Raw genomic sequence first — 25,648 nt, forward strand, 5'->3', positions numbered from 1 at the left:
TTTGCACATCTATACTCCAAAAACACATCGACAACCAATTTGCGACACAGCCTCCTTTCAAGGCGACTTTCTCGCCTTGGCTCCCAAGATAGTTCTCTACATAAAAACAACGTCCCGGAGACCCGCATGAACGTATCGCTGACGCCAAACGAAACCACTGTGCAAACCGCCAAGCTATTGATCGACGGCGCGTGGGTCGAGTCCCAGACCACCGAGTGGCACGACATCGTCAACCCGGCGACCCAGCAAGTGCTGGCCAGGGTTCCGTTTGCTACCACCGCTGAAGTTGACGCGGCCATCAGCGCCGCCCATCGCGCCTTCCAGACCTGGAAGCTGACGCCCATCGGTGCGCGGATGCGCATCATGCTCAAGCTCCAGGCGTTGATTCGCGAACACTCCAAGCGCATTGCCGTGGTGCTCAGCAACGAACAGGGCAAAACCATTGCCGACGCTGAAGGCGATATCTTTCGTGGCCTGGAAGTGGTCGAGCATGCGTGCTCCATCGGCACGCTGCAAATGGGTGAATTCGCAGAGAACGTCGCTGGCGGCGTCGATACCTATACCCTGCGTCAGCCAATCGGCGTCTGTGCCGGCATCACCCCGTTCAACTTTCCGGCGATGATTCCGTTGTGGATGTTCCCGATGGCCATCGCCTGCGGCAACACCTTTGTCCTCAAGCCGTCGGAGCAGGATCCACTGTCGACTCTGCTGCTGGTGGAACTGGCCATCGAAGCGGGGGTTCCCGCCGGTGTGCTCAACGTGGTTCACGGTGGCAAGGACGTGGTGGACGCGCTCTGCACCCACAAGGACATTAAGGCTGTGTCTTTCGTCGGGTCGACCGCGGTCGGTACTCACGTTTATGACCTGGCCGGCAAACATGGCAAGCGGGTGCAATCGATGATGGGCGCCAAGAACCACGCCGTGGTGCTGCCAGACGCCAATCGCGAACAAACGCTCAATGCGTTGGTCGGCGCTGGTTTTGGTGCGGCCGGTCAGCGTTGCATGGCGACCTCGGTGGTGGTGTTGGTGGGCGCGGCGAAGCAGTGGCTGCCGGACCTCAAGGCGCTGGCGCAGAAACTCAAGGTGAACGCGGGTAGCGAAGCGGGCACCGATGTCGGTCCGGTGATTTCGAAAAAAGCCAAAGCGCGGATTCTGCAGTTGATCGAAAGCGGCATCGAGGAAGGCGCCACGCTTGAACTGGACGGTCGCGATATCAATGTTCCAGGCTTCGAGCAGGGCAACTTCGTGGGCCCGACCCTGTTCTCCGGTGTGACCACCTCAATGCAAATCTACACCCAGGAAATCTTTGGTCCGGTGCTGGTGGTGCTGGAAGTCGACACCCTTGATCAAGCGATTGCGTTGGTCAATGCCAACCCGTTCGGCAACGGCACCGGCCTGTTCACTCAGAGCGGCGCAGCGGCGCGTAAATTCCAGAGCGAAATCGATGTCGGCCAGGTGGGTATCAACATACCGATTCCGGTGCCTGTGCCGTTCTTCAGCTTCACCGGTTCGCGCGGCTCCAAGCTCGGCGACCTCGGCCCGTATGGCAAGCAAGTGGTGCAGTTCTACACTCAGACCAAGACCGTCACCAGCCGCTGGTTCGATGACGACAGCGTCAACGACGGTGTGAACACCACGATCAACTTGCGCTAAGGAGCCGGACATGAAAATCGCTTTTATCGGTCTCGGTAACATGGGCGCCCCGATGGCGCGCAATCTGATCAAGGCTGGCCATGCGCTGCGTCTGGTTGACCTGAACAAAACCGTTCTTGCCGAGCTGGAGCAACTGGGCGGCAGCATCTGCGCCTCGGCACGTGACGCCGCACAAGGCGCAGAACTGGTGATTACCATGCTGCCAGCCGCAGTGCATGTCCGCAGCGTCTGGCTGGGTGAGGACGGTGTCTTGGCCGGTATCGGCAACGGTGTGCCCGCAGTAGATTGCAGCACCATTGATCCACAAACCGCTCGCGACGTAGCCGCCGCGGCTGCTGAACACGGCGTGGGCATGGCCGATGCACCCGTCTCCGGTGGTACTGGCGGCGCCACCGCAGGAACGCTGACGTTCATGGTGGGCGCCACCCCGGAACTGTTTGCGACCCTGCAACCGGTGCTGGCACAGATGGGCCGCAACATCGTCCATTGCGGTGAAGTCGGCACCGGACAAATCGCCAAGATCTGCAACAACCTGCTGCTGGCGATCTCCATGGTCGGTGTCAGCGAGGCCATGGCGCTGGGCGATGCGCTGGGGATCGACACCGGCGTCCTGGCCGGGATCATCAACAGTTCCACCGGTCGATGCTGGAGTTCGGAGATGTACAACCCTTGGCCCGGTATTGTTGAAACAGCGCCGGCCTCGCGCGGTTATACCGGCGGCTTCGGTGCCGAACTGATGCTCAAGGATCTGGGGCTGGCGACTGAAGCGGCACGTCAAGCGCATCAGCCGGTGGTGCTCGGCGCGGTGGCCCAGCAGCTTTATCAGGCGATGAGTCAGCGCGGGGACGGTGGCAAGGACTTTTCGGCGATCATCAACAGCTATCGCAAACCCCAGTAGGGCGCTGTTCCTGGCGCCGTTGGGACGTTTGCCGCCGGTAACGTTCAGTTAAATATTTTCCGAGAGATCACGTCGGGTGATCTCTCGGTTTTTTGCATCAGGCAAACACAAAATATTTGCGCACGGTTTCAACCACTTCCCACGTTCCTTTCATCCCTGGCTCGACCACGAAAATATCACCGGCGCGCAGATGAATCGGTGCCATGCCGTCTGGGGTAATAACGCAGTAGCCTTCCTGGAAATGGCAGTACTCCCACTTCACATATTCCACGCGCCATTTGCCGGGCGTGCAGATCCAGGTGCCCATGATCTTGCTGCCGTCTTCGCTGGTGTAGGCATTGAGGTTGACGGTGTGCGGGTCGCCTTCGAGCTTTTCCCATTTGCAGGCGTCAAGCACCGGCAGTGGGTGAGTGTCGCGAAGAACGGTAATCGGTGCGGACATGATGACTCCGGGCGTGAGGGAGAACTGAAGTCGCACCCTATAGCGCTTGGTCAGGTGCCAGTTGTCTGTACTCGACACTGAGCTATCCAGAAACGCAGCGACTGCCATCGGTCTAAGCAACGCCGGGCGGATCACAGCGATTGTTGAGTCAGTGATTTTTTCTGCATGATATTTCCTTCCGGTAAACGCCGGATTTCTCGCAGTTCGTGCGAAACAGCAGGGCGTTTGCACCGCTATTCGCAAGAATATTCACAGGTTCCGCTCGTATGATTCAGGTCGGAACAGGCCGAGAGTTTTGCAATGAAAAAAACAATACCGTGGTGGGACATCAGCCCGCCCTTGAGTGCCGCCACACCGACCTGGCCGGGTGATACGCCGTTTCAGGAAGCGCGCGTCTGGACCTTCGGGCCTGAGTGTCCGGTGAATGTCGGACGCATCACCCTGTCGCCTCACACGGGCGCCCATGTCGATGCGCCGTTGCACTACAGCGCCGATGGCGTGGCCATTGGCGATGTGTCGCTGGATGTCTACCTCGGGCCGTGCCGGGTACTGCATTGTTTGGACAGCGGTGCGCGGGTGCAGCCCGAGCAACTTGTCGGGCGTTTGGATAACGTGCCCGAGCGCGTCTTGCTGCGGACCTATCGACAGGCCCCGCTGACCACCTGGGATGATCATTTCACCGCGGTCGCCAAAGAAACCGTCGACCTGCTGGCCAGTTGCGGTGTGCGCTTGATCGGTATCGACACGCCGTCGTTGGACCCGCAGCAATCCAAGACCATGGATGCGCATCAGGCGGTGGCCCGACATGGCATGGCGATCCTCGAAGGTATCGTGCTGGATGAGGTGCCGGAAGGGGACTATGAATTGATCGCGCTGCCGCTGCGCTTTGCCAATCTCGACGCGAGTCCAGTTCGGGCGATACTGCGGCCACTCAATGCATCGCAACGCAAGGGGCCAGCGCAATGAGCCAATGTCCCTATTCACCTGACCATTCGCCAGACGACTGGCATAACGCCGAGCTGAATTTTTCCGACGCCATGAGCTACGGCGACTACCTGGACCTGGGGCGTATTCTCAGCGCGCAACATCCCTTGTCGCCCGACCATAACGAAATGCTGTTTATCATCCAGCACCAGACGTCAGAGCTGTGGATGAAGCTGATGTTGCATGAACTCAAGGCCGCCCGTGAACACGTGCGGCTGGGCGAGTTGCCGCCCGCCTTCAAAATGCTGGCGCGGGTCTCGCGGATTTTTGATCAGTTGGTACACGCCTGGACCGTACTGGCCACGATGACCCCGACCGAGTACCACTTGATACGGCCATTTCTGGGGCAGTCATCGGGCTTCCAGTCATTTCAGTACCGTGAAATCGAGTTCATTCTGGGCAATAAAAGCGCGACCCTGTTACGGCCCCATGCTCACCGTCCGGAGCTGTTGCAGGCGCTGGAGAAGGCAATCGTCACGCCGTCGCTGTATGACGAGGCGATCCGTTTGATGGTCGATGCCGGCCTGAAGGTTGACCCGCAGCGCCTGGCGCGTGACCCGAGCCAGCCGACAGTGCATGACGCCTCGGTCGAAGCGGCTTGGCGCGTGGTCTATACCGACCCGTCACGGTATTGGGACTTGTATCAGTTGGCCGAAAAACTCATCGACCTTGAGGACTCTTTTCGTCAATGGCGCTTCCGGCACGTCACCACGGTTGAGCGGATCATTGGTTTTCAACCGGGCACCGGCGGGACTGAAGGGGTCGGTTATCTGCGCAAGATGCTCGACACCGTGCTGTTTCCGGAATTATGGCGAGTGCGCTCGACGCTTTGATCCGGCCCGGATAAACAAAGCGCCGGCATTCAGTGAATGCCGGCGCTTTTTATTAAGCGTTGAGGCTACTGGGCCACTTGCACCGCCCGGTCCCTCGACACGCGCACCCGGTAGAACGCGTAAATGATCAGCACCCAAATCGGCATGGCGAAGACCGAGGCGCGTATTCCGGGAATCATCAGCATGACGCAGATGATCATGGCCATGAACGCCAGGCACAGGTAGTTGCTGAAGGGAAACCAGAACGATTTGAAGCTCGGCACAATGCCTTGCTGGTCCATGGTTTTGCGAAACTTCATGTGGGTCAGGCTGATCAGCGTCCAATTAATCATCAGCGACGCGACCACCAGTGCGAACAGCAACTCGAGCGCTTCATGCGGGGCGAGGTAGTTGACCAGCACCGATAACAGGGTGACCAACGCCGAAACCCCCAGGGCTCGCAATGGTACGCCCTGTTTGTTCAGCTTCATCAGCGCCTTGGGGGCGTCGCCCTGTTCCGCCAAGCCATAAAGCATGCGGCTGTTGCAGTAGACACCGCTGTTATAGACCGAGAGCGCGGCGGTGAGCACCACGAAATTGAGGATCTGCGCCGCGGTATTGCTGCCGATCAGGGAGAAAATCTGCACGAACGGGCTACCGCTGTAGGCATCGCCGGACGCCCCCAGGGTTTGCAGCAGTTGGTCCCACGGGTACAGCGACAGCAGGACCGTGAGGGCGCCGACGTAGAAGATCAATACGCGATAAACCACTTGGTTGATCGCCTTGGGAATCACCTTCCTCGGTTCGCTGGCCTCAGCGGCGGTGATGCCCACCAGTTCCAGCCCGCCGAAGGAGAACATGATGAACGCCATCGACATCAGCAATCCGGTCGTGCCGTTGGGAAAGAAACCGCCGTGACTCCACAGGTTGCTGATCGAGGCTTGCGGGCCGCCGGAACCGCTGAACAGCATGTAGCAACCGAGGGCGATCATGCCGATGATTGCCACGACCTTGATGATCGCGAACCAGAACTCCATCTCGCCGAAGACTTTGACGTTCATCGTATTGATCAGGTTGACCAGCACGAAGAACACCGCGGCGCTGACCCAGGTGGGAACCTGCGGCCACCAGAACTGGATGTACTTGCCGACGGCCGTCAGCTCCGCCATGCCCACCAGGACATACAGTACCCAGTAATTCCAGCCGGACAAAAAGCCTGCGTAGCCGCCCCAGTATTTGTGAGCGAAGTGACTGAAAGAGCCGGCTACCGGCTCCTCGACGATCATTTCGCCCAACTGGCGCATGATCAGAAAGGCGATGAACCCCGCGATTGCATAGCCCAGAATCATCGACGGTCCGGCTGACTTGAGCACACCGGCCGAGCCCAGGAACAGTCCTGTACCAATCGCCCCGCCCAGGGCAATCAACTGAATATGACGATTCTTCAACCCCCGCTTGAGCGTGCCCTGTTGCAAGATTTCGTCCGCCATCTCGTTCCCTTCTGGTGGTTGTTGTCAGGCATGGTTTTAAGGCTCAGATATTACTCTCGGTAAATTTTTCGTAATACAGGCAAACGCTTTCCATGGCGTGGATTTGCAACCAGTTTTTGATCGACTCGACCATTGGCGGCGGCCCGCAGACGTACATATCGACGGGCGCATCGCGCAGTGCTGCGGTATCGAAATGCTCGGCAATGTAGCCGCGCTTTCCCGTCCATTGCGCCGTCGGGTTACTGACCACCTCGGTGTAGCACAACCCTGGAATACGTTCGGCATACGCCTCAATGCGTGCTCGCTCGCACAGGTCTGCCGGGTCTCGCACGCCGTAATACAAATGCACCGGTTGCTGGCATCCACGCTGGGCCAGCTCGTCGAGCATGCCGAGAAAGGCGGAAAGCCCTGTGCCGCCGGCCACCAAAACCAAGGGTTTGACGACGTGACGAAGATAGAACGCGCCCAGCGGTGCTTCCAGTTCAATGGCGTCGCCGACTTGGCAGCGGTCGCGTATGTAGTTGCTCATCACTCCGTCCGGCAGCAGTCGAATCAGGAACTGCAACTGATTGTGGTCGCTCGGTCGGTTGGCAAACGAGTAGGCGCGCGTGCTCTGCGTGCCGGGTATCCGCAACCTGGCGTATTGTCCCGGCAGAAAGTCCAGAGGGCCTTTCGGGCCCAGGTCCAGGTGAAGAATCGCGGTGCTGGCCGAAACCTGGCTCACGCTCGTCACGTTACCCTTCAGTTGTGCAGGGCCTGGGGCGTTGCACAGGCTGGAGGCGAAATCAAAATAAAACGCGGCGTCAGACGTCACACGTGTCTGGCAGGTGAGCATTTTGCGTTGCAGCAGGTCTTGGCTCGAAAGCGCTTCTTCATCCACATAGTCCTGGCTGTACTCGCCTGATTCGCAACGGCCCTGGCAGGTTCCGCAGACGCCTTCGCGGCAGTCCAGGGGAATGTTGATGCCGTTGCGCAGGGCGGCGTCGAGCAGTATTTCGTTGGGTTGTACGGGAAAAAATAGCGTTTTACCGTCGGCAAAACTGAACGCGACCTTGTGACTCATGCCCCGGTCTCCATGGTGTCAGAGGTGGTAGAAATCGAGCACCGAGTTGATGGTGTCGTTGAGCAGCAGGACATGCTTGCGGGTAATCAGCCAATTGCCGGCGTGGGGCGTTAGGTGATACGTCGCGCGGCCGTAGAACTGTTCGCTGGTGGCCAGGCGATAGAACAAGGTATGCCAGTTCAGATGCACCTCCAGGTCGCCGCTTCCAAGTTCGCCGATCCGCACATTGTTGATCAGGTGCAGGGTGCGCGGCATCGGCGTCGAAGAAGCCGATTTGCCTGTGCGTAAACGGAACACGCGGTCTTCCAGTCCGGAGCGGTTGGGGTAATAGATCAGCGACATTTCGCGCTTGGGGTCCTGGGTGTAGACGTGCTCCGAGTCCCATTGCGGCAAGTGGAACTCACTGTGCTCGTCGAACAGCTGGAGGTAGGCGTCCCATTCTTGAGCGTCGCACAGCGCAGACATCCGATAGAAAAACTGCTCAATTTGGTACTGCAATTGCGCATTCATGGTCACACCTCACGCAGCTTCAAGGATTTCGCTTCCAGGCCGTCGAGCAGAAACTTCTGCCAGTTGCTGTGCTGGTTGACGTAAAGCCCTTCGTGAGTGAATTCGGTGCCGGTCATGGCGGGGTCAATACCGATCGACTCGCTGTTGGGCGTGGCCCCGGTTGCCCATTGGTGACTGCCGCGAGAAATATCGCTCCAGCGTTCCAGGCGCGCCTGGAATCCACGCTGAGCTTCGCGAAACTCCACCAGGTCGTCGGGTGTGCCGAGTCCCGAAACGTTGAAGAAGTCTTCAAACTGACGAATACGGTTTTCGCGGTCCGCCGCCGATTCGTTTTTAACCCCGAGGCACTGGCTGATGATTTCGGTTTTGTTCCAGGCTATCGGGCGGATGATGCGTAATTGCGAGCTGATCTGATCGAGGAAAAACAGGCTGGGGTAAATGTTCAGATTGCGCAGGCGATGCATCATCCATTCGGCTTTTTGCTGGCCGTGTTCTTCGATCAGGCGCGGCATGATGGTGGCGTAGCCAGAGCGTACCGACGGGTTTGGCATGTCACTGAACAACAGGCTGTGGCCGTTATCGAAGGCAAACCAGCCGTCATCGGTATTGGCGTCGCCAGCGCCGAGCTTGCTGTAGTCCAGCGTGGTGCCGTTTGGCGTGCCGTTCTCACTGTTGACGTGCTGGCGGTGCTGCACGGTGGCCACGTAGTTGTAATGCACGGTACTCACGTGATAACCGTCCAGGCCGTTTTCGTTTTGCAGTTTCCAGTTGCCGTCGTAGGTGTAAGCCGACTTGCCGGGTAGCACTTCCAGCTCGCCGGTCGGCGACTGGGCCACCATCATGTCGAAGAACACCTTGGCATCGCCCAGGAAATCTTCGAGGCTGTTGTCGCCGTGTACGTCGAGGCTGATGAAGACAAACCCCTTGTAGCTCTGGATGCGCGCCTTTTTCAGGCCCCGAGTGGCTTTGTCGAACCCTTCAGGGTATTCGCCGGGCGCCTTGACCTTGACCAGGCGGCCATCGCTTTTGTAGCACCAGGCATGAAACGGACAGGTGAAGGTCGATTGATTGCCCTTGCCCACGCGGGTCAAGGTCGTGCCGCGATGCTGACAGGCGTTGATCAATGCGTTGAGCTGGCCGTCGCCGTCGCGGGTAATGATCATCGGTTGGCGGCCGGCGCGCATTGTCACGAAGTCGTGGTTATGGGCCAGTTCGCTTTCATGGCAAGCGTAGATCCAGTTCTTCTCGAAAATCAGCTCCATCTCCAGATCGAACAACGGCGGCTCGGTGAATATGTCCCGGGCGATCCGGAACACGCCGTCTACCGGACGAAAGTCCAGGCAGCCTTCAATAAACGCTTTCCACTGCTCGACGCTTTTTTCGCCATTCATGGGGGGTGTCCCTTTTTTATTCAAGCCAATCGGTTGCGTCCATTAGAGAGAGCGGGACGGGCAGGGGTCTATCCGGTTTGTCGGCGAAGGCAGTCCGCAAAGTGTGCGGTAACACCTCGGTGTCGAACTGGGCAGCAGCGACTCATCCCATGCCCTCAGTGACCAACGGCTGCACCTGTTTGCAGCAATCAGGTACTGTCTGACGGGGCATCGACCGCTATTGAGGGCGGTTCGGGGCATTCGAACGACGGCTTTATCCGCTTAGTCGGTGATGACTATCCACTGGGTGGGCACAGTCGTTTTGCGGCTTGAAACTTGCTGTCTTCAAGCCGAATACGCGCCGTCAGAGCGCTGTAGAAAATATTGCCGTGGGTGCGCCGTGATGAGTAGCAAAGCTGATCCGCAGTGTCGCGATATTCGTATTGATCGCTATGACCTCGAAGGTGCGAGGACCTGGATGTCCGGTATCTGCGGGCCGCATCGACTCGTGACGACCACCCCCGAGCGGATCCGCTTTCATCACAGCGCCAATGTGTTCAAGTCGATGGCCACGACGCTGGGCACCATCGAGTACGGCACCGATGTCACCGTCGATATCGAAGACGCCGAACACTTCAGCAGTTACAGCCTGAGCCTGCCCTTGGTGGGCGAGCAGGAGTTGAGCAAGAACGGCAACGTGTTGAAGTCCAACCGCGATCAAGGGGTGATCATTTCCCCGAATGAAAACCAGATGCTGGCGATCTCCGGCGACTGTCGCAAAGTTCAGGTGGTGATTACCCGAGCGGCCATGAGTGAGTCTCTGGAAGGCCTGTTGCAGCGACCGCTAAACGAGCCGCTGCGTTTCGAGTCGGTGATGGATGCCGTGGATGGGGCGTCGGCATCGTGGTGGCGCATGGCGCGGTATTTCATCGCCGAGCTGGAGCGCAGCAGCGAGCTGTTTGAGCAGGTGGCGTTCACCCGGGATGTTGAAAGCGCCTTGATCAAAGGCTTGATCCTTGCGCAGCCGAACAATTATTCCGAAGCGTTGCGGGACGTGTTGGGCGTTAAGTTGCCGCATTACCTGATCAGGGCCAGGCAATACATTCACGAAAACGCCCGTGAAACTCTGCACTTGGAGGACATCGAGGCCGCCGCCGGGGTTTCCCGTTTCAAGTTGTTCGAGGCGTTCAAGAAATACTTTGCCCTGTCACCGATGGTCTATCTGAAAAAGTACCGTCTGAACGCCGTTCGCCAGGACATCCTTGAACACGGTTCTGCGCGTAACATTTCCGAAATCGCCATGGGATGGGGCTTCACGCACCTCGGGCGTTTTTCTGCCGAGTACCGCAAAGTGTTCGACGAGTCCCCCAGCACGACCTTGCAGCGGAACGAGGCCCGACGTATGCGCGGATTTTGAAGCGCGCGGCGCGCTTCACTTACGCACCACCAGATCCAGTAACGCGTCCTTTTCCTTGATTTTTTGCAGGACGATTTCAGAGCGAATATCGGTGACCCCCGCCGTGCGATTGAGCTGGTTGACGATGAAGTCGGAGAAGTGTTTGAGGTTGCGCGCCTGCACCCGCAACACGTAGTTGCTTGCACCGGTAATCACATACGCGGTGACCACCTCCGGCCACAGTTGGACCTTTTTGATAAATGTCTCATGCCAGTCCTCGACGTCCTGTCGCAATGACACATGGACGATGGCTTCCAGTTCAATGCCCAACTGCTCGGCATTCAGCACGGCGCGATAGCCGGTGATGACGCCCTCGCTTTCCAGCAGCCTTAAACGCCGTAGACAGGCCGAAGGTGACAGGGCGACTTTCTCCGCCAATTCCTGATTGCTGATACGGCCATCCTGTTGCAGGTGATGCAGGATTCGCAGGTCTGTCGCGTCGAGAATCATGGTTGGAATAAATCCGTGTTTATTGGCGTTGTATTCGAATTTCCTGCGAGATAACTACTATATGACCGTTCACTTTGCACGAAACTTCTCCAAAGCTTCGTCCATTATTCACTCACCGAGAGGGGCCGGATAACACCTTGGCGAGCGTGCTGGTCCCCGTCTCGACTCGATTATCGCGATCTGCCGGACGGCTCATCAGTCAACCCACAGGACATTCAACGATGACAAGAAACGATTGCCTGACGCTGGATGCGCAAGACGCGTTGGCGCCCCTGCGCCAGCAGTTTGCACTCCCCGAAGGGGTGATTTATCTCGACGGTAACTCACTGGGCGCACGCCCGGTTGCTGCATTGGCGCGGGCTCAGGCCGTGATCGCCGAGGAGTGGGGCAACGGCCTGATTCGCAGTTGGAATAGCGCCGGCTGGCTCGACCTGCCAGAGCGTTTGGGCAATCGACTGGCGCGGCTGATCGGTGCGCGTGAGGGTGAAGTGGTGGTGACCGATACCACCTCAATCAACCTGTTCAAGGTGCTCAGTGCCGCCCTGCGCGTGCAAGCCACACGGTCGCCGACGCGGCGAGTGATCGTCAGTGAAACCAGCAATTTTCCAACCGATCTGTACATCGCCGAAGGGTTGGCCGAGATGCTGCAACAGGGTTACAGCGTGCGCCTCGTCGACAGTCCACAGGCGCTGTCGCAAGCGATTGACCAAGACACTGCGGTGGTCATGCTCACCCACGTCAACTACAAGACAGGCTACATGCACGACATGCAGGCCCTGACTGCGTTGACCCACGAGTGTGGTGCGCTGGCGATCTGGGACTTGGCGCATTCTGCCGGCGCGGTGCCGATTGACCTGCACCAGGCCGACGCCGATTACGCCATCGGCTGCACCTACAAATACCTCAATGGCGGTCCCGGTTCGCAGGCGTTTGTCTGGGTTTCGCCGACACTGTGTGATTTGGTGAAGCAGCCCTTGTCGGGGTGGTTCGGCCATTCGCGGCAGTTCGCCATGGCGTCGCGCTACGAGCCGAGCAGCGGCATCGCTCGTTACCTGTGCGGCACCCAGCCGATTACTTCATTGGCGATGGTTGAGTGCGGGCTGGACATTTTCGACCAGACCGACATGGCCAGCCTGCGCCGTAAATCCCTGGCCTTGACCGACCTGTTTATCCAACTCGTCGAGCAGCGTTGCGGCGCTCATGAATTGACCCTGATCACCCCGCGCGAACATGCCCGGCGTGGCAGTCATGTCAGCTTCGAGCATGCCCAAGGCTATGCGGTGATTCAGGCGCTGATCGCCAGGGGCGTGATCGGTGACTACCGCGAGCCGCAGATCATGCGCTTCGGTTTCACCCCGCTGTATACGAGCTTCACCGAGGTCTGGGACGCGGTGCAGATCCTGGGCGATATTTTCGATCAGAAAACCTGGTCCGAGGCGCAATTCCAGGTCCGCCACAGCGTCACCTGAACCGCTGGCAAAACCCGCCATGCAGACGACGTGCTCTCTTTAACAAAAAAAATAGTCAGAGGACATAACAATGACCGATACCACCGGTTTTGAAACCATCTCCAAACGTGAGCATGGCCTCAAGCGCCAGCTGACGTCGGGTCAGATGAGCATGATCGCCATTGGCGGTGCGATTGGCACCGGGCTATTCATGGGCAGCGCTTACGCCATTGGTTACGCGGGGCCGAGCGTGCTGCTCAGCTACGCCATCGGCGCGCTGATCACTCTGTTGTTGATGGGGTGTCTGGCGGAAATGACCGTGGCCCATTCAACCTCGGGGTCGTTCGGTGCTTATGCCGAATTTTATGTCAGCCCACTGGCTGGGTTTCTGGTGCGCTATGCCTATTGGACGGCGATTGTGCTGGCGGTAGGTACGGAAGTGACGGCCGTGGCGATGTACATGAAGTACTGGTTTTCCAATGTGCCGGAGTGGGTGTGGATCGTCTCTTTTTCGAGCATTTTGGTGGTGCTCAACGCCATCAGCGTGAAGACGTTTGGCACCTTTGAGTATTGGTTTTCGACCATCAAGATCGCAGCGATTGTCGGTTTTATCATCTTGGCGGTGTACGTGGTATTTGGCTCCGGCAACGCGCAATACGGCGTGCATAACTACACCGCCTACGGTGGTTTTTTTCCGAAGGGGCTGCAAGGCATGTGGGTCGCGGTGATCGTGTCCATCTTCAGCTACCTGAGCGTGGAAATGATCGCGGTGGCGGCGGGTGAGGCAAAGGACCCGGAGCTGGCAGTGAAGAAGGCCTTTCGCGCGACCATCGTGCGGCTGGTGGTGTTTTACCTGCTGACCCTCGCGCTGATGTTGGCGATTGTGCCGTGGGTTCAGGCCAGTCATGCTCAGAGCCCGTTCGTGACGGTCATGCAAACCATCGGTATTCCCGGCGCGACCGGGGTGATGAACTTCGTGATTCTGATCGCGGCGTTATCGGCCATGAACAGTCAGCTCTACATCACCACGCGCATGATGTTCAGTTTGTCCCGAGGCGGCTATGCCCCCCAATCGATGGGCGTACTGAGCAAGAGCGGGATCCCGCTGAATGCCTTGCTCCTGTCGAGTTCAGGGATTGCCCTGGCGACCTTGCTCAATATCCTTTACCCGGAAAGTTCGTTCACCTTGATGATGGCAATCTCTATGTTCGGCGCCATTTTCACGTGGTTCATGATTTTTCTGACGCACTACTGTTTCCGTCGTTACCACCAGCGTAACGGCGAGCGGACGCTGTCTTTCCGCATGCGTTTTTTTCCGTACACCACATTGTTGGGCATGGTGCTGATGGGCGCGGTGATGATTACCACGTACTTCACCGACGCCTTCAAACTGACCCTGGTTTTCGGGCTGCCGTTCTTGTTGGTCCTGACCTTTGTCTACGCTGTCTTTTTTAGAAAAGCCAAGAGGGTCGTGGCGTTGAGTCCGTTGCCAAAGGTTTAGACACGAGAAGGCCGTAGGCCGGTCGGTGGTTTTCAAGGGTCGCCGAGCCGGCATTTTTCTGGACGGGTCTTGGCGTGCCGGATGACGCCTTGTCGTTCACTTATCAAACCTCTCTCGCATTAAGCATCGGCCCAAATCTTTGGTAACAATCGCCTGTTGATTCGTGCGTTTTAGTCAAATCAATAGTGCGACTTCAGCGCTTACTCCGCGCAACACGGATCGATACGCTGGCGCCATCGAATTCCAGTGATGTGAGACCTTCAATGAAAAAAGTCCTGTTGCTCAATGGCGGCAAAAAATTCGCCCACTCCGATGGCCGCTATAACGCCACCCTGCACCACACCGCCCTGAGTGTGCTGGACCGTGGTGGTGTCGATGTCAAAACCACCTTCATCGACGAAGGCTACGACGTTGCTGAAGAGGTGGCCAAATTTCTCTGGGCCGACGTGATCATTTATCAGATGCCCGGTTGGTGGATGGGGACGCCCTGGACCGTCAAAAAATACGTCGATGAAGTCTTCACTGAGGGGCACGGTAGCCTCTACGCCAGCGACGGCCGCACTCGTTCCGATGCGTCGCAAAAATATGGCAGCGGTGGCTTATTGCAAGGCAAGCACTACATGCTGTCCCTGACCTGGAACGCGCCGCAGCAAGCTTTCGACGACCCGGCCGATTTCTTCGACGCCAAAGGGGTGGACACCGTGTATTTTCCGTTCCATAAAGCCAACGCTTTTCTGGGCATGACCGGTTTACCGACCTTCCTGTGTGTGGACGTGATGAAACGCCCAAACATCGACGCTGATGTGGTGCGTTATGAACGGCATTTGGCTGAGGTGTTTAGCCTCAAGGCGTAACCCTCGGCTACTATCGAAAGCCGGCGTTCTTCACCTTAAGTGGTGAAGGATGCCGTTCACCACTCAAGGTTTACCGCCGGGCTATCGATAAGAGGACACACGTGAAAGCCAGATCCGATGAGTTGCAGGTTTTCGTCTGCGTGATTGAATGCGGATCGATTTCTGCGGCGGCCGAGCAGGTCGGCCAAACGCCGTCGGCAATCAGCCGCACCCTGTCGCGGCTGGAGGCCAAGCTCGACACCACGCTGATCAACCGCACAACGCGGCGCATGGACCTGACCGAGGAAGGCAAATACTTTTTCGAACAGGCCAAGCTGATTCTCAATCAGATGCACGCACTTGAAGAACGCTTGAGTTCACGACAACAAACCCCGTCCGGCCGTCTGCGAATCAACGCTGCCGCGCCCTTTATGCTGCATGCCATCGTGCCGTACATCGACGAGTTTCGCCGTCTCTACCCGCACATTCAACTGGAGCTCAACAGCAACGATTTGATTATTGATCTGCTGGAACAAAGCACTGACATCGCCATTCGCATCGGCGCACTGGCCGACTCGACGCTGCATGCTCGATCGCTGGGTTGCAGCCCTCTGCACATGCTGGCTAGCCCGTCTTACCTTGAGCAACACGGCACGCCTACCGCCGTCGCCGACCTGAGTCAGCACACGTTACTGGGGTTTACTCACAACGATGGCCTCAATCAGTGGCCGTTGCGTCATGCCCACGGTGATCGCTGGCCGATCAGTGCGGCGATCCACGCCTCCAGCGGCGAGACGGTGCGTCACCTGGCGCTGGCAGGTCAAGGGATTGCCTGCCTGTCGCATTTCATGACCATCGACGATATACGCGCCGGTCGCCTGCACGTGCTGCTGGCGGATTTCAACAGCGGTTATCGCCAGCCAATCAATGCGGTGTATTACCGAAATTCACAGCTTGCCCTGCGAATTCAATGCTTCCTGGACTTCATCCAGGGAAAATTGGCGGCTTACGCGATGTCGGATTTTCAGCCTGACTCATGATCGCTCCACGCTCGGTCACTCGTTTGTCGCGTCAGTGAAGGTGGGCGGTTGGCGCTCCCGTAAACCGGGCGGTTGCAGTACCTATCTAATTTTTAATTTAATTTATGAGAACTCTTTCAAAATTTACTACTAGGCTTATGGGCGAATAAACACTATTTGCTCCGATAGTTGGACAGTGCATTATTCGCAGTAAAGGTTCTGCTGGCGCAATGAATGGGTCAGCGGTTGAATACCATGGAGTTATGTATGCAAAAGGAATTTGCAATGGCCACACGCACTCTTGATGTCTTTTATATAAGGCATGTCTCTGGCGACCGCTATGACGTCGCGTCCTCACCCGCTATGACATTCGGCATTGATGCCTGATAGGTACTGATAGGCCCTGATTAGCGCTATTCACTCTTCGAGTGTCGGCACTGTGATCACTAAAAATGGCAAGAACAAGGAGTTGTTATGATCATTTTAGGCATTACAAACAATGACTTATCGGGTGCGTGCCTGGTGCGCGACGGTGAGATTCTGTCGGCGGTCAGTGAAGAGCGTTTTACCCGGATAAAAGATCATAGGGTCTGGCCGGAAAAATCCATTGAGTTTGTATTAAACCAGGCCGGCGTGTCGCTGGAAGATGTCAGTTATGTTGCATATGGGTGGCATTCAGGTTTCAACGCCGATAAACATCTTCAGTTGTACTTCGATCGAATTGTTGAAGAGGTTAAGCATAATCCGCAAGGCCTCGGGCAATTCCGCCAGCGTATAACCGACGAAATAAACAACGATAAAGAAAAAAGAGCGGAGTTCGAGCACTATATTGCAGCCAATGGTTTGAACGGCAAGGCTTATTATATTGACCATCATGAATGTCATGCGCTGGGGGCTTATGTCTGTTCGCCGTTTGACGAGGCGTTGACCCTGACGTGTGATGGCCGTGGTGATTTCCAGTCACTGACCATGACCTGGTACAGCCCGACAGAAAGCACGGTATTGCAGCGGGAAACCAGCATCGACAGCCTGGGCTATTTTTACGGGCGAATGACTCATGTGCTGGGTTACAAACCCAACCGCCATGAAGGTAAGGTCACGGGCCTGGCGGCGTTTGGCGATCCGCAAAAGCTGCTGGGCGTCATGCAACAGATGATTCGCTTTGAAGACGGTCGCATCAAAGCCTGTTGTGGCGATTGGTTCTTGCCGTCCTACCACCACTACAGCGAACCGTTGCACCGTGTGTTCTCCCAGGAAACTCCCGAGGACATTGCCGCCGCCGTGCAACGCCATACCGAAGACCTGCTGGTCGCAACGGTGAGCCATCACCTGGCGCAACGTGGCAGCGCCAACTTGTGCCTGGCCGGTGGTGTGTTTGGCAATGTGAAACTCAATCAGCGCCTGCGTGAAATCCCAGGCATCAACAACGTCTATGTGTTGCCGTGCATGGGCGATGGAGGCCTGGCACTGGCGGCGGCCGTCGGTGCGGCCTACCTTGAAAACGGAACCCGCTTCAAGAACCCGGTGATGACCCTTGGTCCTGATTCGCGAAGCGTGTCCCAGAACATTAACCTCATCAACCGCGACTACCCTGAACTGGGCTATCACACCCCTTCGAACATCATCGATGTGCTGACCGACGCGCTAGTCGAGAATCAGGTGCTGGGCATGTTCAAGGGCAAGATGGAATTCGGGCCGCGCTCGCTGTGCAACCGCAGCATCATTTATCACGCGCAGGACGCCGAGGTGAACGATTGGCTGAACAAACGCATGCACCGCACGGAGTTCATGCCGTTTGGCCCGGTGACGGCTATTGAGCAGGCCGCTGCGTGCTATGTGGGCTGGGCGCCCGATCAGGTGGCGGCCGATACCATGACCATGACCTATGACTGCCATCCGCAATTTCGCGAGTCGAGCCCGGCGGTGGTCCACGTCGATGGCACCGCCCGGCCGCAGATCATCCGGCCGCAAACGGACAATTTCATGCACCGCTTGTTGAACGCCTGGCACGCCAGGACTGGCCAGTCGGCTTTGATCAACACCTCGTTCAACCGCCACGAAGAGCCCATTGTGTGTTCGTCCCAGGACGCACTGGATGCGCTGAAAGAGGGAATGGTCGATCTGGTGGTGATGAGCGAGTCGCTGATTGTCTGGCGCAAAGGCAAAAACAGCTTTACCCAGCAACGCTTCGAATAATGGAATGACGGTTTTCCAGGGCTCCTTGTGAGCCCTGCTTTGGAGCTCTTTTTTGGAGTGTCGAGCGTATGGTTAACGCATGTACCTGATCTTTTTCGGCTTCTTTGCGGCAGAAGGGATCATCTATCCGTTCTGGCCAACCTGGCTCGATTCGCTGGGTTTCAGCGCCAGTCAGATTGGCTTGCTGATTGCTGCGGCCTACTGGCCTCAGGTATTGACCGGTGTGTTCATTACCTACGTCGCCGACTGGCGGGTGGACCAACTGCGCCTGGCCGCGTTTCTCGGGTTCTCGGCCGCGTTCTGTACGTTGCTGTTTTATTTCATGCCGGCCCATTTATGGGTGTTTGTGGGCTTGAGCACCTTGTTCGGCGGCCTGTGGATGGTGGTGTTGCCCTTGTCCGAGGCCTACCTGCTCAAGCGTGACAAGCACGCGTTACAGAACTATGGGTGGGTCAGGGCAGTAGGGTCTTCAGCGTTTATTTTGACCTCGACACTCGGCGGCTTGTTGTTCGCGCAGTTCGGTCAATCCTGGGTGCCCATCGTGATTGCGGGCAGCATGTTGATGACGGCCGTGGCATGTTTGCGTTTGAAGCGCCGCGTTGGCCGGAACGGTTTGCAAACGGTCAGCCACCGCGCTAAACGACCTGACTGGAGGGCGCTGCTTGAGCGCAAACCCTTGCTGCTCGCCATTGCCGCGGCCAGCTTCATCCAGTTGAGTCACACCTTGTACTTTTCCACGGCCTCGATTGGCTGGGGGGTGAAGGGCTACTCGTCGGCGTACATCGGGGGCTTCTGGTCGGTGGCGGTGATAGCAGAAATCACCTACTTCGCGCTGTCGAATAAAGTCCTGTCGGTTTACTCGCCATTGTCTATCGTGATGTTTTCCAGTGTGTGCGCAGCGGCGCGCTGGGCGTTCTTTTCCGACAGCGATGCGATGTCCGTAATCGTGTTCGGGCAATGCCTGCACGCCCTGAGTTTTGCGGCGTATCACTCGGCGATCATGCGCTTGATTCGGGATCATGCGCCCGAGGGGATTCAGGTGTTCACCCAAGGCGTTTATTACTCCCTCGCCGTAGCCTTGCCCATGGGACTGGCCACGCCGTTTGCCGGGTATTTGTATGAGACACAACCGCAATGGTCGTACTACGTGATGGCTTTGTTTGCCTTGATAGGCACAGGGCTGGCGTTGATTGCTCATCAGGGGATGCGAAATACAACTCATGACACAACGAACCTTTACCGCCGTCTGCTTTGACATGGACGGCGTGCTTATCCAGTCTCGCGAGGTCATTGAATGTGCCTGGACCACCGTTGCCCGGCACTACGGTGTGGCCGTCGATCAGGCCTTTATTCGCGAACATATCCACGGTCGCCCGGGCGGCTACACCTTGCAGGCTCTGTTTGGTCAATTCGGCGAACAGCAGCGTCAGGTGATCAAGCGAGAAGTAGATGCCATTGAACAAGTCTCGGCGTGCGCGCTGACGCCCGGCGTGGCTACGCTCATCGCGCAACTGCAAGACGCGGCGGTGCCGCTGGCGTTGGTGACCAGCAGTTGGCGCGAGCGTGTCGAGCATGTCTTGCATCAGCATGACCTGAAGTCAGCCTTCGACAGTATTGTCTGCCGGGATGACGTGCGCAGCGGTAAACCGGCGCCCGACGCTTATCGGTTGGCGGCCGCGCAGTTGCAGCGTCATAGCGATGAATGCCTGGTATTCGAAGACTCATTGAGCGGCGTGCAGGCGGCGATCAGCAGCGGTGCGCTGTGTGTTGGTATTGGCGATGACCTGACGCTGACCGCGCACGGTGCGTCTGGGGTCTATGCGGATTTCGGTGCGTTGCCGGTCTCGATGACGAATACCAAGGCACACGTCTATGACCGCGACGGGCTGTTTATCGGCGTGCCGCTGCCATTCCGGGACGCTCGCTCATGACGCCGACACTGCAACACGCGACCGTTCTTTGGGAGTTCCTCGGTTCGGGGCGCATGCACCGTTCCTGTGAGCTGATTGTCGTCTGCGGTTCCTACGACTTGCGGGTCTGTGATTACGCCTGCGAGTTACTGAAACAGGGCGTGGCGCCGCATCTTTTATTTACCGGTAACACTGGAAACTGGACCCGGCACCTGTGGCAAAGAACTGAAGCCGATGTGTTTGCGCAGCGGGCGCTGGCGCTCGGCGTTTCGGCCGACCAATTCACCCTGGAGTCGCGTGCCACTAACTTTGCCGAAAACATCGCTTATGCCCGAACGCTGTTTCCCGATGTGCAGCGAGCGACATTCCTGACCAAACCCAACGCTATCCGGCGCGTTGCCCTGACCTTGCCGATTCAGTGGCCGGGGCTTGACGCCTGCGTGGACTCGCCGTCGTTCGAGTTTCCCGGACAGGTGAGCAACCTGATCGGGGTCTTGGGCCTGATCGACGAAATGGTCGGGGATGTACACCGAATCATGGTTTACCCTTCGCTGGGCTTCCAGGTTGAGCAAGCGATACCGGACGAGGTGCTGGGGGCTTGGCGTTACCTGATAGAGCAAGGTTTTGACCACCATTTGATCAAAGGTAAAAGCTGATGCCTGAGCCGAGGCGGCAGCGTTTTTTGCCGCAGGGAGACTGACGTGCAGTACGACACATTGATCCGCAATGCCCTGATCATTGATGGAACTAACGCGCCTGGCTATCGCGCCGATCTGGCCATCCACAATGGCCGTATCGAGTGCATCGGCGACCTACGCACCGCCCACGCTGCTGAGGACATCGACGCGGCGGGTCGGGTGTTGGCGCCGGGTTTCATTGATGTACACACCCACGACGACACGGCGGTCATCCGTCAGCCGCAAATGCTGCCCAAGCTCAGTCAGGGCGTCACTACCGTGATTGTCGGCAACTGTGGGATCAGCGCGTCGCCGGTCAGTTTGCGCGGCGATCCGCCAGACCCGATGAACCTGCTCGGCAGCGCGGCAGCATTTGTTTACCCACGGTTCAGCGACTACCGAGCGGCCGTCGAAGCGGCCCATACGACGCTGAATGTCGCGGCGCTGGTAGGCCATACGGCGTTGCGCAGCAATCACCTCGACGATCTGTTTCGCAGCGCCACCGCCACTGAAATCGCCGCGATGCGCGAGCAGTTGCGTGAAAGCCTGGCGGCCGGCGCCTTGGGTTTATCCACAGGCCTGGCCTACGCCAGCGCGTTTTCAGCGTCCACCGATGAAGTCATGCAGTTAACCGAGGAACTGACGGCGTTCGGCGCGGTGTACACCACGCATTTGCGCAGCGAGTTCGAGCCGGTACTGGACGCCATGGACGAGGCCTTCCAGATCGGTCGCCACGCGCAAGTACCGGTGATTATTTCCCACCTCAAGTGCGCCGGCGTCGGCAATTGGGGGCGCAGTCCACAATTGCTGGCAGCCCTCGAATCGGCTGCGAAAACTCACCCGGTAGGCTGCGACTGTTATCCCTATGCCGCGAGTTCTTCGACCCTGGACCTCAAACAAGTCACCGCTGCCCACCGCATCACCATCACCTGGTCTACGCCACACGCGCAGATGGGCGGGCGTGACCTGATCGACATCGCTGGCGAGTGGGGCTTATCCCTGCTGGATGCCGCTCGCCGTCTACAACCGGCGGGTGCGGTGTATTACGGCATGGACGAAGCGGATGTGCGCAGAATCTTAGCTCACCCGTTAACCATGGTCGGCTCTGACGGACTGCCAGAAGACCCGTTCCCGCACCCGCGCTTATGGGGCGCGTTCCCACGGGTACTTGGGTATTTCAGCCGTGATGTCGGTCTTTTTCCGCTGCACACCGCCGTGTACAAAATGACTGGGCTCTCGGCGGCGCGATTCGGCTTGAAGGCGCGTGGCGAAATCCGTACAGGCCATTGGGCCGACCTGGTGTTGTTTGATCCGGCGACCATTCGCGACGTGGCGGATTTCCACGACCCACAACGGGCGGCGGAGGGCATTGACGGGGTGTGGGTCAACGGTGTCCTGAGTTACCGCGACGGGCAGGCCAGCGGTCACCGCGCTGGGCGTTTTTTGGCGCGGGGAGGGGACTTGCGTCAGGGCTTTCATTGATTGGATTATCAATCTTTTGATCGACCTCTCACCTTGGTACGGGGAGATTAAAGAAAGCCGTCTTCAAGCCGAAGCGCTTACATCCAGCCCCTCTGCATGGGCCTTTTCAGTCAAGGAGCAACCTAATGAGCTTCGGTAAAACGACCCCTATCCTGCGGATTTTCGATGAGGCCAAGGCTGTGGCGTTCTACGTCGACTTTCTGGGGTTCACGATCGATTGGCAGCATCGTTTCGAAGCCAACTTCCCGTTGTACCTGCAAGTCTCTCGCGGCGACTGCGTGCTGCACCTGTCAGAGCACCATGGCGACAGCACGCCGGGTTCGGCGTTGCGCATCGAAACCGATCAACTGGAAATGTTCCAGCAGCAATTGCTGGCTAAGGATTACCCGTTCGCCCACCCACAGATCAAGGCCATGCCCTGGGGTAGCCAGGACATGACGGTGATCGATCCGTTTGGCAATCGGTTGGTATTTACCAACGCGATTAGCGTTTGATGCCTTTCAACCGATTGGGGGGGTAAGGTCTGACCCGTGTCAGACCTTGAAGTGACTGACCATCTGCTGCAACTGACTGCCCAACCGCGCCAGTTCAACACTGGATGCGGCGGTTTCGTCGCTGGCGGCGGCGGTCTGTTCGGACACGTCGCGCACGTTGACGATGCTGCGGCTGATTTCTTCGGCGACGGCGCTTTGCTGCTCGGCGGCCGCGGCGATCTGCTGGTTCATCGCCTGAATGTTAGACACCGTGCGGGTGATATTTTCCAGTGACACACCGGCCTTGCGGGTCAGGGCGACGCTGCTGTCGGTCAGGGTGCGGCTGTTGTTCATCACCGCCGATACGTGTTGGGTACCATTTTGCAGACCGGCCACCAGGCCTTCGATCTCCTCGGTGGATTTCTGTGTGCGCTGCGCCAGTCCGCGGACTTCGTCAGCTACCACGGCGAAGCCACGACCGGCTTCACCGGCACGTGCCGCTTCAATTGCTGCGTTCAGCGCCAACAGGTTGGTTTGCTCGGCTACAGCCTTGATCACGTCCATAACGCTGCCGATCTTGTCACTTTCTTTTTGCAGCACGCTCATGGCTTCGGTGGAGCGGGCCACTTCAATGGCCAAGCGCTCGATTTGGGCAATCGCTTCGTTGACTACCTTGTCACCTTCGCGAGCCTGCCCGTCTGCATCGGCCGCCGCTCGGGAGGCTTCTTCGGCGTTACGCGCGACTTCTTGCACAGTGGCTGTCATCTCGTGCATCGCGGTGGCGACCTGATCGGTTTCAATTTTCTGGCTATTGACCCCGGCGCTGGTCTGCTCGGTGACGGCCGACAACTCTTCGGCGGCGCTGGCAATCTGGGTGACGCCATCGCGGATGCCGCTGATCAAGTCGCGCAGGGTGACACCCATACGGCCGATGCCTTGCTGCAACACGCCGAGTTCGTCGCGGCGAGTGACTTTGACGTCTTGGGACAGGTCGCCACCAGCGATACGCTCGACCACTGTCATGGTGTCGCGCAGCGGACCGGTGATCTGCCGGGTGATGACGATGGCGGCAATCACGCCCACCAACAGCGCCAGCAGCGTGCTGATCAATTGCAGGGTGCGGGCCTGGGCACTTTCAGCGTCACGACGGTCGAGTTGGAATTGATACAACTGATCGCTCAGGGTAACGATGGTATTGCCTTGGTCGGTCATTTCCTTGCGTGCCTGCACCGCATCGTTGCTGGCGTTTTCGTAAGCCAGCAAGGCGCTGCGGTAGTTGCCGAGGGCGGTTTCCAGCTGACGCAGGGCATCTTGCTGGGTGTCAGAGAATTGCACGTTCAGTGGTTTGAGCTGGGCGATGGCCAAATCCAGTTGAGCAATCGCTTTTTGTTCATTCTCGGGGGTGGTGTTGCCGGTGTAGCCGCGCACTTCGTAGCGCGCCAGCATGAATGCTTCTTTGGCGGCGGTGATCGACTGGAACTGCTCGAAGCGCTGATCGCTCGGAGGCATTTGCTGCACGCGGGTATTGATGGTGTTGATCATCGTGCTGGCGGCTTCGGCGTTCGCACCCATGGCATCGCGGGCGCCGTTACCGGTGCGGTAGGCGCTACGCATTTTGTTCAGCGAGGCCTGATAAGCGGCGATGGTCGCGGCTTGATCCTTGAGCATTTTGACGTTTTCAGGGTTTTTGAAGCTGCCCAGCAGCGCAGTTTGCTGAGCCACAAAACCGTCGAGGGTGGTTTGCACATTTTGTGCGGCGGTCTCGTCGCCGTTGGTCAGCATGTATTGCAGGCGTACCACGCGCAGCTTGGTCAGGCTGGCGTTGAGCTGGGTGATGTCGCTCATCCAGTTACTGCGGTCAATCAGCCCACCAAGGCTTGTCCAGCCTGTCAGGGCGAGGACGCAAGTCAGTGCCAGGACCAGGCCAAATCCCAGGCCCAGTTTCAGGTTTACACTGATATTGCCGAACCAGCTATTCATCACAATTCCTCCAGGAACGTTGTGTTTCTTTATCTTCAGTTGGCTGGAAGATTGTTTTTTTAAGTGCCAGCAAGGTATGTCGCAAACCTGTATCGGCAGCAATCTCTAGAGCTGAAAGGTTTTTGTAAGACTAGTCATGTAACAAAGTGTGAGAGGGATTAAGCTTTTTTTCACATGGGTTTCACTTGCCGCCGACGCATGCCTTTCTAAGCTCGGCGCCCTGAATAAAACAGGCGGCGTGCCGTCGAGGCATTTGATATGGAATTGAAGCTGAATTTTTTCGGTGTGAAACGCTCGATTGACCTGCGCCCTTATGCCCGTTATCAAACGGCCGCCGTGGTCCTGGCGGCAACGATGCTGGTCGTGCCGCTGACCCTCTGGCTGCTACGGCCGGCAGCGGTCCCGGACCTGGCCCACGGCAATGTCACCGGAGCACAGGCGTTACTGTCGGGCTGGGCCAAGGGCGACATGATCGTGCTCGTGCGCCACGTTGAGCGCTGCGATCATTCCACAGCGGCCTGCCTGAGCGGCAACGACGGCATCACTGATCGCTCGCGCGGCGTCGCGGTGGCTGTCGGTGCCCATTTCGAACGTTTGGGCCTGACCAGAGCGGACATCTACAACAGCCCGATCAAGCGTGCGGCGCAAACGGCCGGCTATATGTTCGGCAACGTCGGGGCCGGCGAAGACTGGTTGATCAATTGCAAAGGCAGCATGCTGAGCGACGCCTTGGCGCACAAAGTGGCCGGGCGCAATTTGATTCTGGTCACGCACAGCGAATGCATGGTGCAACTGGAAAAAGACCTTAAGTTGCGTACAGAAATCCCTGGGTACGGCGCCTCGTTATTTATGTCCGCGCAAAACCCTGATGCACCGAAGATGCTCGGCTTTATCGAGGCGGCTGACTGGCGTTCGGTGTCCACCCAATAAGTGCCTGAAACGAAAAAACCCGCCAGTTCCCAAGGGAGTGGCGGGTTTTTTGTTGCCTGCTCACGGGCGGT

The 25,648-nt window shown here is 57.9% G+C and carries 23 protein-coding genes and 1 pseudogene; 16 read left to right on the forward strand and 8 right to left on the reverse strand.

All coding sequences use genetic code 11. From position 1 onward, the window contains the following. Positions 1-126: 126 nt before the first annotated feature. Both RHM68_RS03350 and mmsB read left to right on the forward strand, forming a co-directional pair. Complete coding sequence (locus tag RHM68_RS03350; protein WP_322220528.1) at positions 127-1,653, forward strand: CoA-acylating methylmalonate-semialdehyde dehydrogenase; 1,527 nt, start codon at positions 127-129, stop codon at positions 1,651-1,653. Between the two features lie 10 nt (positions 1,654-1,663). Continuing rightward, entirely contained in the window at positions 1,664-2,551 is an 888-nt protein-coding gene (mmsB, locus tag RHM68_RS03355; RefSeq protein WP_322220529.1) for a 3-hydroxyisobutyrate dehydrogenase, read from the forward strand. Between the two features lie 97 nt (positions 2,552-2,648). Here the strand turns inward: mmsB and RHM68_RS03360 are convergent, their stop codons facing one another. Further along, complete coding sequence (locus RHM68_RS03360) at positions 2,649-2,993, reverse strand: cupin domain-containing protein (RefSeq protein WP_236429503.1); 345 nt, start codon at positions 2,991-2,993, stop codon at positions 2,649-2,651. A gap of 300 nt (positions 2,994-3,293) precedes the next feature. Here RHM68_RS03360 and kynB point away from each other — a divergent pair, with 300 nt between their 5' ends. After that, complete coding sequence (gene kynB / locus RHM68_RS03365) at positions 3,294-3,959, forward strand: arylformamidase (RefSeq protein ID WP_322220530.1); 666 nt, start codon at positions 3,294-3,296, stop codon at positions 3,957-3,959. Further along, positions 3,956-4,810, forward strand: a complete 855-nt coding sequence (gene kynA, locus RHM68_RS03370; RefSeq protein WP_322220531.1) for a tryptophan 2,3-dioxygenase — start codon at positions 3,956-3,958, stop codon at positions 4,808-4,810. Before kynB ends, kynA begins: the two co-directional genes overlap by 4 nt. Before the next feature lie 65 nt (positions 4,811-4,875). Here kynA and RHM68_RS03375 read toward each other — a convergent pair whose 3' ends face one another. The 4 genes from RHM68_RS03375 to antA are packed head-to-tail and all read right to left on the reverse strand — an operon-like array spanning position 4,876 to position 9,243. Beyond that, positions 4,876-6,279 (reverse strand): amino acid permease, encoded by a 1,404-nt coding sequence (locus tag RHM68_RS03375; protein WP_322220532.1) that lies wholly within the window; start codon positions 6,277-6,279, stop codon positions 4,876-4,878. 43 nt (positions 6,280-6,322) lie between these two features. Beyond that, on the reverse strand, positions 6,323-7,342 hold the full coding sequence (antC, locus tag RHM68_RS03380; protein WP_322220533.1) for an anthranilate 1,2-dioxygenase electron transfer component AntC: 1,020 nt from the start codon (positions 7,340-7,342) through the stop codon (positions 6,323-6,325). A gap of 18 nt (positions 7,343-7,360) precedes the next feature. After that, positions 7,361-7,852: an anthranilate 1,2-dioxygenase small subunit gene (gene antB, locus RHM68_RS03385; protein WP_322220534.1), complete on the reverse strand. Its 492-nt coding sequence runs from the start codon at positions 7,850-7,852 to the stop codon at positions 7,361-7,363. Between the two features lie 2 nt (positions 7,853-7,854). Beyond that, positions 7,855-9,243, reverse strand: coding sequence for an anthranilate 1,2-dioxygenase large subunit (gene antA / locus RHM68_RS03390; RefSeq protein ID WP_322220535.1), 1,389 nt, complete (start codon positions 9,241-9,243; stop codon positions 7,855-7,857). Between the two features lie 382 nt (positions 9,244-9,625). Here antA and RHM68_RS03395 point away from each other — a divergent pair, with 382 nt between their 5' ends. After that, a complete protein-coding gene (locus RHM68_RS03395; protein ID WP_322220536.1) occupies positions 9,626-10,639 on the forward strand; it encodes an AraC family transcriptional regulator in 1,014 nt (337 codons plus the stop codon). Positions 10,640-10,654: 15 nt separating this feature from the next. Here RHM68_RS03395 and RHM68_RS03400 read toward each other — a convergent pair whose 3' ends face one another. Continuing rightward, on the reverse strand, positions 10,655-11,128 hold the full coding sequence (locus tag RHM68_RS03400; protein ID WP_322220537.1) for an Lrp/AsnC family transcriptional regulator: 474 nt from the start codon (positions 11,126-11,128) through the stop codon (positions 10,655-10,657). Between the two features lie 221 nt (positions 11,129-11,349). Here RHM68_RS03400 and kynU point away from each other — a divergent pair, with 221 nt between their 5' ends. The 10 genes from kynU (at position 11,350) to RHM68_RS03450 (ending at position 22,688) form a co-directional block, all read left to right on the forward strand. Next, positions 11,350-12,597 carry a kynureninase gene (kynU, locus tag RHM68_RS03405; RefSeq protein ID WP_322220538.1) on the forward strand — a complete coding sequence of 416 codons (1,248 nt, stop codon included), beginning with the start codon at positions 11,350-11,352 and terminating at the stop codon, positions 12,595-12,597. Between the two features lie 70 nt (positions 12,598-12,667). After that, entirely contained in the window at positions 12,668-14,077 is a 1,410-nt protein-coding gene (locus RHM68_RS03410) for an amino acid permease (RefSeq protein ID WP_322220539.1), read from the forward strand. 263 nt (positions 14,078-14,340) lie between these two features. Beyond that, positions 14,341-14,931, forward strand: coding sequence for an NAD(P)H-dependent oxidoreductase (locus tag RHM68_RS03415; protein WP_322220540.1), 591 nt, complete (start codon positions 14,341-14,343; stop codon positions 14,929-14,931). 101 nt (positions 14,932-15,032) lie between these two features. After that, positions 15,033-15,950, forward strand: coding sequence for a LysR family transcriptional regulator (locus tag RHM68_RS03420; protein WP_322220541.1), 918 nt, complete (start codon positions 15,033-15,035; stop codon positions 15,948-15,950). A gap of 453 nt (positions 15,951-16,403) precedes the next feature. Continuing rightward, the gene (locus RHM68_RS03425) at positions 16,404-18,125 is read left to right on the forward strand and encodes a carbamoyltransferase (RefSeq protein WP_322220542.1); all 1,722 of its coding nucleotides are present in this window, start codon (positions 16,404-16,406) and stop codon (positions 18,123-18,125) included. A 79-nt stretch (positions 18,126-18,204) separates the two neighbouring features. Continuing rightward, on the forward strand, positions 18,205-19,380 hold the full coding sequence (locus tag RHM68_RS03430) for an MFS transporter (protein ID WP_322220543.1): 1,176 nt from the start codon (positions 18,205-18,207) through the stop codon (positions 19,378-19,380). Then, positions 19,346-20,056 carry an HAD family phosphatase gene (locus RHM68_RS03435; protein WP_322220544.1) on the forward strand — a complete coding sequence of 237 codons (711 nt, stop codon included), beginning with the start codon at positions 19,346-19,348 and terminating at the stop codon, positions 20,054-20,056. The genes RHM68_RS03430 and RHM68_RS03435 overlap by 35 nt, the downstream gene beginning before the upstream one ends. Beyond that, complete coding sequence (locus RHM68_RS03440; protein WP_322220545.1) at positions 20,053-20,691, forward strand: YdcF family protein; 639 nt, start codon at positions 20,053-20,055, stop codon at positions 20,689-20,691. Before RHM68_RS03435 ends, RHM68_RS03440 begins: the two co-directional genes overlap by 4 nt. A gap of 45 nt (positions 20,692-20,736) precedes the next feature. Next, on the forward strand, positions 20,737-22,194 hold the full coding sequence (locus RHM68_RS03445) for a D-aminoacylase (RefSeq protein ID WP_322220546.1): 1,458 nt from the start codon (positions 20,737-20,739) through the stop codon (positions 22,192-22,194). 125 nt (positions 22,195-22,319) lie between these two features. Next, positions 22,320-22,688, forward strand: coding sequence for a glyoxalase superfamily protein (locus RHM68_RS03450; protein ID WP_322220547.1), 369 nt, complete (start codon positions 22,320-22,322; stop codon positions 22,686-22,688). A gap of 39 nt (positions 22,689-22,727) precedes the next feature. Here the strand turns inward: RHM68_RS03450 and RHM68_RS26620 are convergent, their stop codons facing one another. Next, positions 22,728-23,591: a methyl-accepting chemotaxis protein gene (locus RHM68_RS26620; protein WP_416195238.1), complete on the reverse strand. Its 864-nt coding sequence runs from the start codon at positions 23,589-23,591 to the stop codon at positions 22,728-22,730. A gap of 42 nt (positions 23,592-23,633) precedes the next feature. Beyond that, positions 23,634-24,647 (reverse strand): annotated as a pseudogene (locus RHM68_RS26625) (methyl-accepting chemotaxis protein); the annotation flags it as partial. Between the two features lie 258 nt (positions 24,648-24,905). Here RHM68_RS26625 and RHM68_RS03460 point away from each other — a divergent pair. Beyond that, positions 24,906-25,577, forward strand: a complete 672-nt coding sequence (locus RHM68_RS03460; RefSeq protein WP_322220549.1) for a histidine phosphatase family protein — start codon at positions 24,906-24,908, stop codon at positions 25,575-25,577. The last annotated feature ends 71 nt before the right edge of the window (positions 25,578-25,648 follow it).

Source organism: Pseudomonas sp. DC1.2 (assembly GCF_034351645.1).
In the GTDB taxonomy this organism is placed as follows: Bacteria; Pseudomonadota; Gammaproteobacteria; order Pseudomonadales; family Pseudomonadaceae; genus Aquipseudomonas.

Coding starts and splice junctions, on each gene's coding strand:
- RHM68_RS03350 (WP_322220528.1), top strand. CDS start 127: ATGAACGTATCGCTGACGCCAAACGAAACCACTGTGCAAACCGCCAAG.
- mmsB (WP_322220529.1), top strand. CDS start 1,664: ATGAAAATCGCTTTTATCGGTCTCGGTAACATGGGCGCCCCGATGGCG.
- RHM68_RS03360 (WP_236429503.1), bottom strand. CDS start 2,993: ATGTCCGCACCGATTACCGTTCTTCGCGACACTCACCCACTGCCGGTG.
- kynB (WP_322220530.1), top strand. CDS start 3,294: ATGAAAAAAACAATACCGTGGTGGGACATCAGCCCGCCCTTGAGTGCC.
- kynA (WP_322220531.1), top strand. CDS start 3,956: ATGAGCCAATGTCCCTATTCACCTGACCATTCGCCAGACGACTGGCAT.
- RHM68_RS03375 (WP_322220532.1), bottom strand. CDS start 6,279: ATGGCGGACGAAATCTTGCAACAGGGCACGCTCAAGCGGGGGTTGAAG.
- antC (WP_322220533.1), bottom strand. CDS start 7,342: ATGAGTCACAAGGTCGCGTTCAGTTTTGCCGACGGTAAAACGCTATTT.
- antB (WP_322220534.1), bottom strand. CDS start 7,852: ATGAATGCGCAATTGCAGTACCAAATTGAGCAGTTTTTCTATCGGATG.
- antA (WP_322220535.1), bottom strand. CDS start 9,243: ATGAATGGCGAAAAAAGCGTCGAGCAGTGGAAAGCGTTTATTGAAGGC.
- RHM68_RS03395 (WP_322220536.1), top strand. CDS start 9,626: ATGAGTAGCAAAGCTGATCCGCAGTGTCGCGATATTCGTATTGATCGC.
- RHM68_RS03400 (WP_322220537.1), bottom strand. CDS start 11,128: ATGATTCTCGACGCGACAGACCTGCGAATCCTGCATCACCTGCAACAG.
- kynU (WP_322220538.1), top strand. CDS start 11,350: ATGACAAGAAACGATTGCCTGACGCTGGATGCGCAAGACGCGTTGGCG.
- RHM68_RS03410 (WP_322220539.1), top strand. CDS start 12,668: ATGACCGATACCACCGGTTTTGAAACCATCTCCAAACGTGAGCATGGC.
- RHM68_RS03415 (WP_322220540.1), top strand. CDS start 14,341: ATGAAAAAAGTCCTGTTGCTCAATGGCGGCAAAAAATTCGCCCACTCC.
- RHM68_RS03425 (WP_322220542.1), top strand. CDS start 16,404: ATGATCATTTTAGGCATTACAAACAATGACTTATCGGGTGCGTGCCTG.
- RHM68_RS03430 (WP_322220543.1), top strand. CDS start 18,205: ATGTACCTGATCTTTTTCGGCTTCTTTGCGGCAGAAGGGATCATCTAT.
- RHM68_RS03435 (WP_322220544.1), top strand. CDS start 19,346: ATGACACAACGAACCTTTACCGCCGTCTGCTTTGACATGGACGGCGTG.
- RHM68_RS03440 (WP_322220545.1), top strand. CDS start 20,053: ATGACGCCGACACTGCAACACGCGACCGTTCTTTGGGAGTTCCTCGGT.
- RHM68_RS03450 (WP_322220547.1), top strand. CDS start 22,320: ATGAGCTTCGGTAAAACGACCCCTATCCTGCGGATTTTCGATGAGGCC.
- RHM68_RS26620 (WP_416195238.1), bottom strand. CDS start 23,591: ATGGGTGTCACCCTGCGCGACTTGATCAGCGGCATCCGCGATGGCGTC.
- RHM68_RS03460 (WP_322220549.1), top strand. CDS start 24,906: ATGGAATTGAAGCTGAATTTTTTCGGTGTGAAACGCTCGATTGACCTG.